Origin of the sequence: Kaistella sp. (assembly GCF_032060305.1) — a bacterium.
Classification (GTDB): Bacteria; Bacteroidota; Bacteroidia; order Flavobacteriales; family Weeksellaceae; genus Kaistella; species Kaistella yananensis.
This window is the reverse complement of the sequence record NZ_DAMBHK010000072.1, coordinates 1-11,601: the sequence shown is the minus strand read 5'-3', so window position 1 is coordinate 11,601 and position 11,601 is coordinate 1. Positions and strand designations below refer to the sequence as shown.

The 11,601-nt window shown below is 39.2% G+C and carries 9 protein-coding genes; 5 read left to right on the top strand and 4 right to left on the bottom strand.

Annotation, left to right across the window (positions count from 1 at the left end; genetic code table 11):
- Both V5N63_RS09750 and V5N63_RS09745 read right to left on the bottom strand, forming a co-directional pair.
- Positions 1-462 (bottom strand): alpha/beta fold hydrolase (locus V5N63_RS09750; RefSeq protein WP_332033790.1); only part of this gene is annotated, 462 nt, incomplete at its 3' end.
- 72 nt (positions 463-534) lie between these two features.
- Complete coding sequence (locus V5N63_RS09745) at positions 535-1,626, bottom strand: MBL fold metallo-hydrolase (RefSeq protein WP_332033789.1); 1,092 nt, start codon at positions 1,624-1,626, stop codon at positions 535-537.
- 189 nt (positions 1,627-1,815) lie between these two features.
- Between V5N63_RS09745 and V5N63_RS09740 the strand changes: the two genes are divergently transcribed.
- Positions 1,816-2,241 (top strand): SRPBCC family protein, encoded by a 426-nt coding sequence (locus V5N63_RS09740; RefSeq protein ID WP_265144219.1) that lies wholly within the window; start codon positions 1,816-1,818, stop codon positions 2,239-2,241.
- A 131-nt stretch (positions 2,242-2,372) separates the two neighbouring features.
- Here V5N63_RS09740 and tatC read toward each other — a convergent pair whose 3' ends face one another.
- Entirely contained in the window at positions 2,373-3,185 is an 813-nt protein-coding gene (gene tatC, locus V5N63_RS09735; protein ID WP_332021504.1) for a twin-arginine translocase subunit TatC, read from the bottom strand.
- Positions 3,186-3,321: 136 nt separating this feature from the next.
- Positions 3,322-4,281 carry a KpsF/GutQ family sugar-phosphate isomerase gene (locus tag V5N63_RS09730; RefSeq protein WP_088469403.1) on the bottom strand — a complete coding sequence of 320 codons (960 nt, stop codon included), beginning with the start codon at positions 4,279-4,281 and terminating at the stop codon, positions 3,322-3,324.
- 226 nt (positions 4,282-4,507) lie between these two features.
- Between V5N63_RS09730 and recQ the strand changes: the two genes are divergently transcribed.
- From recQ to V5N63_RS09710, 4 genes are all read left to right on the top strand, one after another.
- Entirely contained in the window at positions 4,508-6,712 is a 2,205-nt protein-coding gene (gene recQ, locus V5N63_RS09725) for a DNA helicase RecQ (RefSeq protein WP_332033788.1), read from the top strand.
- An 18-nt stretch (positions 6,713-6,730) separates the two neighbouring features.
- A complete protein-coding gene (locus V5N63_RS09720) occupies positions 6,731-7,816 on the top strand; it encodes a glycosyltransferase (RefSeq protein ID WP_332033787.1) in 1,086 nt (361 codons plus the stop codon).
- A gap of 153 nt (positions 7,817-7,969) precedes the next feature.
- A complete protein-coding gene (locus tag V5N63_RS09715) occupies positions 7,970-10,522 on the top strand; it encodes an adenosylcobalamin-dependent ribonucleoside-diphosphate reductase (protein WP_332033786.1) in 2,553 nt (850 codons plus the stop codon).
- Positions 10,523-10,666: 144 nt separating this feature from the next.
- The coding region (locus tag V5N63_RS09710) for a dihydrolipoyl dehydrogenase family protein (RefSeq protein WP_332033785.1) at positions 10,667-11,601 on the top strand (935 nt) is incomplete at its 3' end.

Below are 11,601 nucleotides of genomic sequence, written 5' to 3'. Positions count from 1 at the left end.
GGCCATTTTCGTGGCGAGCATTCCACCCATCGAATGTCCTAAAAGAATGAATTTTTCTATTTTCAAATCATCCAGAATAGCTTTCGTATTCTCTGCCAATTGCTGAAAACTGAACTGATACTGCTGGGGTTTTGATGATTTTCCGAAACCGATCTGATCCGGCATAATCACCCTGAAACCTTCTTTTAAAAGGACTTTTGCAGTTTGCTCGAAATAATATCCGTTAAAATTTTTGCCATGAAGCAAAACGATGGTTTTACCGTTCGGTTTCGCAGGTTTGGCATCCATGAAAGCCATTTTCAAATCCTGTCCTTGTGTTTTCAATTTTTTAAAAGCAACCGGAAAAGGATATTGTACTGTAGATAGTTCTGAATCCAAAGCCTCAATTTTTGGCTGAATTTGTGCATTGAAAAATGTACTGAAAATCAAGAAAATGGAAGAAAAAATGGATGCTAATTTCATTTCGAAAACGTTTTTTACAAAATTACAAAATTTAAAAAAGAGTCGCGAACGACCCTTTATTTTATCAGTCTTTTAATAGGATTTCCACCACTGGTCATTGTTTTCATCATCATTCAGATAATCTGTTTTTTCGCCAATTTTCGGGGTGAGGATTCTCTTATTTTCGGTATTAAGTTCAATTATTTTTTCAAGAGGTTCCTTCCATGGATGTGTTGCCAGAGCGAATTTCGAGTTGTGGACCGGAATCATTCTTTTGGCGTTGAGATCTTCCATCGCCTTGATGTGGTCTCCGGGCATCATGTGGATGTACCGCCAATCTTTGTTGTATTGTCCGTTTTCAAGAATTGCCAAATCAAAACTTCCATATTTCTCACCAATTTTTTTAAAATGATTATCGTAACCGCTGTCGCCACCGATATACACTCTTTGGTTTGGTGTTTCAAATACAAAACTTGCCCAAATCGCCTGATCACGCTTTAAACCACGCCCGGAAAAATGCCTTGCCGGTTCTGCAGTAACTTTAAATCCTTCACCTAAATCTGAACTTTCAAACCAGTCGAGTTCCACAATGTTTTTCGGATTGTAGCCCCAATACTCTAGGTGTTCACCGGTACCAAGGCCGGTAATAATCTTTTTGGTTTTCGGAAAAAGCTTAAGAACAGTTTCGTAATCTAGATGGTCCCAATGATCGTGAGTGATAATCAAATATTCCAATTCCGAAAAGTCATCTGTGGTATAAAGGTCTGTTCCCTTAAAAGCCTTTGTTGTAAAAGAGAAGGGCGACGCATTACCGCTGAAAACGGGATCCACGAGGATTTTTTTACCGTCAATTTGTAGGAAATAGGACGAGTGCCCCATCCAGATGAATACATTTTCGTTGGGATCCAAAGATTTCAAATCTGTCTTTTCAAAGTTAAAAGGTCTTTGCGGAATTTTATTGGGAAATTTTCCAAAAAGAAAGCGGAACATTACTTCCGGCATCGAGGTATCTTCTGCCAATTGCGGAGTAGAATTTAAGTTGTCGAAGCGTCCGTTTTTGTAATGAGGAGATTTTAAAATTCTTTCCAGTCGTTCACCGGAAGGAGCTTTACCAAATTTTGCCTGTCTTAAGACAATATAAGCTGTCACCATTACAGCAACCGCCAGCATAAGAATTATAATCATAAGTTTCTTTAGAATCTTCATTTTTATTCGGGTTTCACTGGTTTTAAGTCGAGTAACCAGTATGGAATTTATTTTACAGACGCCTGCAAATGTAAATTAAAATTAAAGGAATGAATAAAATCATGGGAATAATTTTATTTATCATTGAAATAAGTGTTAACTTTAATACAATCAAAAAAATTAAAAATTATGCACGAAAATGTAGTCATTAAACAAAGAGTGAACGCGCCTGTAGAAAAGGTTTGGAACGCTTTGACCGATAAAGCGCAGATGAAGGAATGGTATTTTGATATCCCTGATTTCGAGCTGGGACTTCATAATGAGTTCAATTTTTTTGAACCCGGAGGTGAAAATAAGTATCATCACCATGGTAAGATTCTGGAAGTAATTCCAAATCAGAAATTTAAGCATACCTGGTCTTATCCGGAAATCTCTAAAGAGCAGACGATTGTGAGATGGGAGCTGGAAGAAGATAACGGAGGCACTTTAATTACCCTTACGCATAAAGGTTTGGAGAATTTCAACCATTTGGGTACAGACTTTCAGAAAGAAAGTTTTGAAAACGGCTGGAATGGAATTTTAGGACAGAGTTTGAAAGAATTTATAGAAAAATAGATTAATATTGATTGAGGGAAACACGCCGAGAGGCGTGTTTTTGTTTTTTTTAAACAATGTTTGCAGATGTTTAATTTAAATTTAATGAAAAATAAAAAAAAGCTTTTGGTGTCGTTTGATTTTAAAGTCTGTCATTGCTGGTTCGCACGCTGCTCCACTTTTTTGTAGGTGTAAGCGCTCATCATAATACTGAATTCATACAGCAGAAGAAGTGGGAACGCTGCCATCAGCATACTCAATACATCAGCAGGAGTAATAATTGCCGCAACAACCATAATTAAAACAATCGCATGTCGGCGGTAAGTTCGCATGAACTGTGGCGTTAAAATTCCTATTGAAGTCAGGAAATAAACAATCACCGGAAAGAGGAATACAAGCCCCATCCCAAGCACAACCTGCATAAAAAGGGTAGTATAGTCACTGAGATCAAATAGCTGAGTGATTGAATCTGAGATCGTAAACAATAACCCGAAATTAATCGCAAACGGAAGGATGAGGAAATATCCGCATAAAATTCCTACGACAAAAAGAATCCACACAAAATTAATCATGAAAACTGAGTTTTTGCGCTCGTTTGGATGTAGTGCGGGCGAAATAAATCGCCAAAGTTCCCATATGATATAAGGAAAAGCCGCAACAATTCCACCGAAAATAGAAACCGACATCATTACATTAAACTGCTGGAAAAGTTTCTTCTGCTGCACCGCGAAATGTTCAGGCAGGGTAATACTGTTTTCGCCGATAAGTTCGCGGGAAAAATGATTTACCACCCTAAAGGTAAAGAAGTCGTTGCGTGTAGGCCCGAAAAAAATATGGTCCATGATCCAGTTTACATTCAGTCCCACTACAATGGCGCCTATAATAATGGCAATGATGGAGCGGATCAGGTGTCCTCTTAATTCGCCGATGTGTCCCCAGAATGACATTTCTTTTCCCTCACTCATTTTAAAAATTCAAGATTTAAAATTCAAGATTGCGAAATTACTGAATTATTGCTTAAAACGGGAAAACGGGCGAAAACTATTTCGCCTTCAAATCTCAGCATTTCTGTGGATGCGATGCACCAAATTTTCCTGGATTTTAGTTAATTCCTTCATCCAGTAGTCGGTGGATGTCAATAATTCCGTGGTATTTGCCCTGTTCGGTCACAATGAGCTGGCCGATATTTTTGTCTTTCAGAATCTGCATGGCTTCTTTGGCCAGTGCATTTTTATCAATACTTTTTGGATGAGCGCTCATGATATCTTTTGCGATAATTTTAGAAAGATCCTGTTCGCTGAGCAGCATTCTGCGAAGATCGCCATCGGTAATCACGCCAGTAATTTTTTCGTTATCTGTTACTACCGTAATTCCGTGCGAAGAACCGCTAACCGAAATAATAATCTCCCGGATATTGGCATTTTCAGAAACCTGCGGCTTTTGAGAGGAAAGAAACTGCTCTACCTTTGCCGTAAGGTTTTTGCCTAAACTGCCCCCCGGATGGAATTTTGCAAAATCATTTTCTTTAAAGCCGTTCAGTTCCATAAGGCAAACTGCCAAAGCGTCGCCCAAAGCCATTTGTACTGTTGTGGAACTGGTTGGCGCTAGTTTTATCGGGCAGGCTTCTTTTTCTACCGAAGAATTTAAAATAACATCCGAAAACTCTGCCAGTTTCGAGTTCATATTTCCCGTCATTCCTATTAATGCGGAAGAATAGTCTTTCAAAAAGGGCAGTAGGTTTACAATTTCCGGCGAATTTCCTGAATTGGAAATGCAAAGCACCACGTCAGTTTTCTGAATAACGCCCAAATCTCCGTGAATCGCTTCAGAAGCATGAAGAAACTGTGATGGAGTTCCGGTAGAATTCAGCGTTGCGACGATTTTGTTGCCTACATGGGCAGATTTTCCGATCCCGACAATAATGAGTTTTCCCGCCGCCGAGTTAATGAGTTCTGTCGCTTTAAGAAAGTTTTCATCCAGGCGGTTTTTCAGATTTTCAAGTTCTTTAATTTCAATGGAAATTGCATTTTTCGCTATTTGTAGAATTTCAGGATGATTCATCGGTGCTGATTTGAAAAAGGGAAATTTTTAATCCTATTAATATACGGAAATATTTTATTTTTCTGATGCTCAAAATTAAAGGTGTATTTTTTAATTTTGATTTTTATTTTCTAACTTTGGGTAAAATGCAAATTTAGTAAAGAATTTAAGACAGACTGCCAGAGATAAAGAATTTTCAAATAATAAAATAAAATTCTTTCTTTAGCGATACAATGAATAATAAAAGATGAAAACAAAAAACGCCGATTTATCAAAAGAACTCAAAAAATATTTCGGCTTCTCAACATTTAAAGGTCAGCAGGAAGCGATTATAAAAAATTTACTCGACGGGAAAGATATTTTTGTACTTATGCCTACAGGGGGCGGAAAATCGCTGTGTTACCAGTTGCCGGCGCTTATTTCCGAAGGAACTGCCATTGTAGTTTCGCCATTAATTGCGCTGATGAAAAACCAGGTAGATGCTGTTAACGGGCTTTCTTCCGATCTGGGCGTTGCCCATGTTTTGAACTCTTCTCTCAATAAAACCCAGACCAAACAGGTTTTCGATGATATCAAAGCCGGACGTACCAAGCTGCTATATGTTGCCCCTGAATCACTGATTAAGGAAGAGTATCTGGATTTTCTGCGGGATGTGAAAATCTCTTTTGTAGCCATTGATGAAGCGCACTGTATTTCGGAATGGGGACACGATTTCCGCCCGGAGTACAGAAACCTTAAGCTTATCATCGATAAAATTGCAGATGTTCCGGTGATTGCTTTAACTGCAACCGCAACGCCAAAAGTTCAGGATGACATCCAGAAAACGCTGGGAATGACGAATGCGTTGGTTTTTAAAGAAAGCTTTAACCGCCCGAACCTCTTTTACGAAGTTCGCCCGAAAGTTAATATCGACAAAGAAATTGTAAAATTCATCAATCAGCATAAAGGAAAATCGGGCATTGTTTACTGTCTCAGCAGGCGGAAAGTTGAAGAGTTTGCGCAACTGCTGCAGGTGAACGGAATCAATGCGCTGCCGTATCACGCAGGTCTTGACCAAAAAACCCGTGTTGCAAACCAGGATAAATTCCTAATGGAAGAATGTGATGTAATTGTCGCTACCATTGCTTTCGGAATGGGAATCGATAAGCCTGATGTAAGATTTGTGATTCATTACGATATTCCAAAATCTCTCGAAAGTTATTATCAGGAAACCGGAAGGGCCGGAAGAGATGGAGGAGAAGGTTATTGTCTCGCATTTTATGATCCAAAAGACATCGAAAAACTTGAAAAATTTCTTGCACAGAAACCCGTTTCTGAGCGCGAAATCGGTCTTCAGCTCCTGAATGAAGTGGTGGGTTATGCCGAAACTTCCATGAGCCGCCGCCAGTATATTCTTTATTATTTCGGGGAACAGTTCGATCCAATAAACGGCGCTGGTGCACAAATGTGCGATAATTCTGTAAATCCACCTACGCTGAAAGATGCGACCAAAGAACTAAATCAGGTATTGAAACTGGTAAAAGATCTCGAAGAGAAATTCAAGACTAAAGATTTGATTTCGGTTATTGTCGGGAAAGAAACTTCGGTTACAAAATCTTATAAACTTGAAACGAGCAAGTATTTCGGTTTCGGAAAAAATGAAGCTGAAAATTTCTGGAAATCGATTATTCGCCAGGCAACCGTACAGGATTATCTTCAGAAAGATATCGAAACGTACGGTGTGCTGAAAGTAACAGAAAAAGGCAGAAAAGTTATTGACGGAAAAGATAAAACTCCATTTCTCATCGCTGAAGACCGCGAATACGATCTTGCCCAAACCAAAGCAGATTCGCAGCAGGTACAGGTGCAGCAAAACAGTGGTTTAGACGAAAATCTTTTTGTTCAGCTGAAAGAATTGCGCAAGTCGGTAGCCAAAAAACATGGCATTCCGCCTTATACGGTTTTCATGGATCCAAGTTTGGAAGATATGACCGTTCAGTATCCGGTCACCATTGAAGAAATCGGAAAAACCTACGGAGTTGGCGAAGGAAAAGCGAAAAAATACGGAAAGGAATTTGCCGAGTTCATTAAAAAATACGTTGAAGAAAACGGTATAGAGCGAACCCAGGACATGGTCATCAAACAGGTGGCAAATAAATCCAGTCACAAAGTTTTCATCATTCAGAGTACGGATAAAAAAATTGATCTCGAGGATATTGCAAAAGCTAAAAACCTTTCCATGGAGGATTTGTTGAAAGAAATGGAAAGTATTGTTTATCAGGGAACGAAGCTTAATATTGATTATTATATCGATGAGAATTTTGATGAAGACATTGTAGATGATTTCATGGAATTTATGCGCGGTTCCGACAGTGACAGCATGAAAGTCCTTCTGGCCGAATTTGGCGATGATTTAAGTGATGAAGAAGTTCGGATGTTGAGGATTAAATTCATCTCTGATGTTGCAAATTAACGGTCAAAATATCCTGGTTTGACAGCTGTTCACAAAAAAAAAACCATTATTTTCATTCTTCCAGACCTTGAAACCGGCGGAGCGGAGCGAATTGTTACAACCATCGCCAATCATCTTCCACGTAACTTATTTTTGCCCAAAATAATGCTGTTGAGAAAAGAAGGCGGCTATCTCGATCTCTTAAAAGATGATATAGAAGTAATCGACCTGAAAACTCCAAGGATCCGACATTCTTTAAAGCCGATTTTGCTCGAAATAAAGAAAAGAAAACCCGATATCGTGTTCTGCGGTTTTGGGGAAATCAACGCCTATCTTTCATTATTTATTCCGCTTTTTCCGAAAACGAAATTCATTGCCAGAGAAACCAATGTTGTTTCCCAACATGTAAAGCGTAAGGAAATTCGGTTTTTCTACAGATTTTACAGCAATTATCACCGGATTATTTGCCAGAGCGACGACATGGCGAATGATCTTATCGATAATTTTAAAATAAAACCTCATAAGATCATTAAAATCAACAATCCTGTCGATTTCGGTTTTATTGAAAAACAGTTGGAACTTTCGGTACGGCCGGAAAGTTTTAAATCTGATTTTAAAAATGTCGTTGCTATCGGAAATTTATCTTCCAGAAAGGGTTTTGATAATCTTTTAAAAGTTTTCTCGCATTTAAAAAACGAAAAAATTCTGCTGCATATTCTCGGAGATGGCAGAGACAAGGTTTTGCTGCATCAGAAAAAGGAGCAATTTGGCTTGGAAAACGTAATTTTTCACGGCCAGCAGAAAAATCCTTATCAGTTCCTGAAATTCGCGGATTTATTTGTACTCTCATCACGTTATGAAGGATTTCCGAATGTACTACTGGAAGCCGGAGCATGCGGAATTTATTCACTGGCCAATAACTGTCCCGGCGGCATTAACGAAATTATTCAGCCACAAGTTAACGGTGAAATATTCACCATCGAAAACCATGAAGCGTTTGCCGAAAAGATGATCCAGATTTTAAAGGAACAACATCCAAGTGAGTTAATTCGTAATTCGATCCGTTCTCGTTTTTCAAAAGATAAAATTCTTAGCCATTACGAAAAAATTTTCAATAACTTATGATCTTAATCATAAGTTAATTTTAAAAATTTGTAAACTTTTTACCTCTTGTAAATATTTTTAATATTGAATGTCAGTACTTTAAATGATTTAATTTGTAAACTTTTTTTTATTTAGATTATCTTCTGTAAATTTATTTCGAAAATAATAATATTTATGGAGGCTGAAAAAATTACTAAGAAACAAAAAGTTTATTCTTATAAAGATGCTTATGAAAGCTCTTTGCAATACTTTAACGGTGATGATCTCGCAGCAAAAGTCTGGGTAAGTAAATATGCGCTGAAAGATTCAGATGGCAATATTTACGAAAGAACACCGGATGATATGCATCACAGAATCGCCTCGGAAATCTCCAGAATTGAAGCCAAATATCCAAACCCGCTTTCTGAACATGAAATTTTCAGTCTCATTAAAAATTTCAAATATATTATTCCGCAGGGAAGCCCGATGACGGGAATTGGGAACGATTTTCAAATCGCTTCACTTTCCAACTGTTTCGTCATCGGCAGCGGTACCGACAGTGATTCCTACGGAAGCATCATGAAAATCGATGAAGAACAGGTTCAGTTGATGAAGCGACGCGGCGGCGTTGGTCATGATTTGTCACACATCCGCCCGAAAGGTTCTCCTGTGAAAAATTCTGCGCTTACTTCAACCGGTTTGGTGCCGTTTATGGAAAGATATTCCAACTCCACGCGTGAAGTGGCTCAGGATGGCAGAAGAGGAGCGCTCATGCTTTCTGTTTCTGTAAATCACCCAGATTCTGAAGATTTCGTAAATGCCAAACTTGAGCAGGGAAAAATCACCGGCGCCAATATTTCGGTACGTATTGATGATGAATTTATGCAAGCCGTCGTAGGGAAGGCAGATTACGTTCAGAAATATCCGATTCACAGCAAAAATCCTAAAGTCAGCAAAGAGATTAAAGCGACCGATCTTTGGAATAAAATCATTCATAACGCCTGGAAATCCGCGGAACCGGGAGTCCTTTTCTGGGATACGATTATCCGAGAATCGTTGCCCGACTGTTATGCAGATTTAGGTTATGAAACGGTTTCCACCAATCCGTGTGGAGAAATTCCGCTGTGTCCGTATGATTCCTGCAGACTTTTGGCCGTAAATCTCTTCTCTTACGTTGAAAATCCTTTTACCAAAAAGGCGAAATTCAATTTTGAGCTTTTCAAAGAACATGTAGGGTTTGCCCAAAGAATGATGGATGATATCATCGACCTTGAAATTGAAAAAATCGATGCGATTATTCATAAGATAGACTCAGATCCTGAAAGCAATGAAATTAAAGCCACTGAAAAAAATCTTTGGATCAAAATCCGCAAAAAAACCATTGAAGGCCGCAGAACAGGAGTGGGAATTACCGCCGAAGGCGATATGTTGGCCGCTTTGAATATTCAGTACGGAAGCAAAGAAGGTAACGAATTTTCTACTTTGGTTCATAAAACTTTAGCACTTGCAGCTTACCGCTCGTCTGTTGAAATGGCGAAGGAAAGAGGTGCTTTCGCGATTTACGATGCGAAAAGAGAAGAGAAAAATCCGTTCATTTTAAGACTGAAGGAGGCAGATCCCCAACTTTATGGAGATTTAAAGAAATACGGAAGAAGAAATATTGCATTACTTACAATTGCGCCTACAGGCAGCACCTCGCTGATGTCGCAAACCACCTCTGGTATTGAGCCTGTGTTTCTTCCGGTTTACAAGCGAAGAAGAAAAGTGAATCCCAATGACAAAGATGTTCGGGTAGATTTTGTAGATGAGGTTGGAGATTCCTGGGAAGAATATCTTGTTTTTCATCACCGTTTTAGACAGTGGATGGAAATTAACGGAATCGATACCGATAAAAAATACACTCAGGAAGAAATTAATAAAATCATCGAAGTTTCGCCTTATTACAAAGCCACTTCCAATGATGTGGACTGGCTGAGTAAGGTTGAAATGCAGGGCGCCATCCAGAAATGGGTTGATCATTCGATTTCTGTAACGATTAATGTTCCGAATGATGCGACTGAAGAACTGGTGAATCAGTTGTACATCAAAGCCTGGGAAGTGGGTTGCAAAGGTGTAACCGTTTACCGTGATGGTTCCCGTTCCGGAGTTTTGATTTCGAATGACGAGAAAAAAGAAGAAAAAACTGAAATCCTGCAACCTACTTTTCCAACAAAAAGACCGCAAGTGCTGGAAGCTGATGTGGTACGTTTCCAGAATAATAAAGACAAATGGATTGCCTTTGTTGGTCTCATAGACAAAAAACCTTACGAAATATTCACCGGTTTGGCCGATGATGAAGAAGGTATTGCCCTTCCGCGCTGGGTAAACGAAGGACTGATTATAAAAAACCGTGACGAAGACGGGAAATCGCGATATGATTTTCAGTTTACCAATCTTCGCGGCTACAAAACTACGATTGAAGGACTTTCGCATAAATTCAATCCTGAATTCTGGAATTATGCAAAACTTATTTCCGGGACTCTAAGACATGGAATGCCGATTGAAAATGTCGTGGAGCTCATCAACCGCCTCGAACTCGATTCCGAATCCATCAACAACTGGAAAGCCGGTGTTGCACGGGCCTTGAAACGCTATATCGCCGACGGAACTGAAGCTTCGGGCAAATGTTCGAACTGCGGATCGGATCAGGTGGTGTATCAGGAAGGCTGCCTGATTTGTAAGAATTGTGGAAGCTCGAAGTGTGGATAATTTAACGATGAATTTGATTAACATTTTTTCGTGTGAAAACTCGTTAAATCTGAAGTCGATTTTCAGGATTTCCGTGTCGCGAATGCACAAAAAATCCGTAAATTTGTGCACCTTTAATTTTTAATCAATCAAATAAAAATAAAAATGAGTCAATTCGATGTTACCATTATCGGTTCCGGTCCTGGTGGTTATGTTGCGGCAATCCGTTGCGCACAGTTAGGTTTGAAAACTGCAATTATAGAGAAATATCCTACCATGGGCGGTACATGTCTGAATGTTGGATGTATCCCTTCAAAAGCTTTGCTCGACAGTTCTGAACATTTCGAAAACGCAAAACATAATTTCGCCAACCACGGCATTATCATCGACGAGCCAAAAGCAGATTTGGCAAGAATGATCGCCAGAAAAAACGAAGTGGTAGACCAAACAACCAAAGGAATCACCTTCTTGATGGACAAAAACAAAATCACTGTTTATGAGGGTGTGGGAAGTTTTGAATCTTCAACTCAGGTAAAAGTAACCAAAAACGACGGTTCATCGGAGATCATCGACTCTAAATATATCATCATCGCGACAGGTTCCAAACCAAGTTCGCTGCCTTTCATTACTTTAGATAAGGAAAGAGTCATTACTTCTACCGAAGCTTTGGAACTTAAAGAAATTCCGAAACATCTTGTCGTAATCGGTGGAGGTGTAATCGGTTTGGAATTAGGTTCTGTTTACAAAAGATTAGGTTCTGAAGTTACCGTTGTTGAATTCATGGATAAAATCATCCCAACCATGGACGGTGCTTTATCGAAAGAACTCAACAAAGTTTTAAGAAAGCAGGGCATGAAATTCATGCTTTCTACCGCGGTTCAGGCTGTCGAAAGAAACGGCGACACCGTAAAAGTTACCGCCAAAGACAAAAAAGGCGAAGAAGTAGTGGTAGAAGGCGACTATGTATTGGTTTCTGTAGGGAGAAAGCCTTACACAGACGGACTTGCCATAGAAAAAGCAGGTGTAGATTTAGATGAAAGAGGAAGAGTAAAAACCAATGAACATTTGCAAACCAATGTTTCCAATATCTACGCAATCGG

Excerpts from the sequence above, each read along its gene's own strand:
- V5N63_RS09745 (WP_332033789.1), bottom strand. The coding sequence starts at position 1,626 with ATGATTATAATTCTTATGCTGGCGGTTGCTGTAATGGTGACAGCTTAT.
- V5N63_RS09740 (WP_265144219.1), top strand. The coding sequence starts at position 1,816 with ATGCACGAAAATGTAGTCATTAAACAAAGAGTGAACGCGCCTGTAGAA.
- tatC (WP_332021504.1), bottom strand. The coding sequence starts at position 3,185 with ATGAGTGAGGGAAAAGAAATGTCATTCTGGGGACACATCGGCGAATTA.
- V5N63_RS09730 (WP_088469403.1), bottom strand. The coding sequence starts at position 4,281 with ATGAATCATCCTGAAATTCTACAAATAGCGAAAAATGCAATTTCCATT.
- recQ (WP_332033788.1), top strand. The coding sequence starts at position 4,508 with ATGAAAACAAAAAACGCCGATTTATCAAAAGAACTCAAAAAATATTTC.
- V5N63_RS09715 (WP_332033786.1), top strand. The coding sequence starts at position 7,970 with ATGGAGGCTGAAAAAATTACTAAGAAACAAAAAGTTTATTCTTATAAA.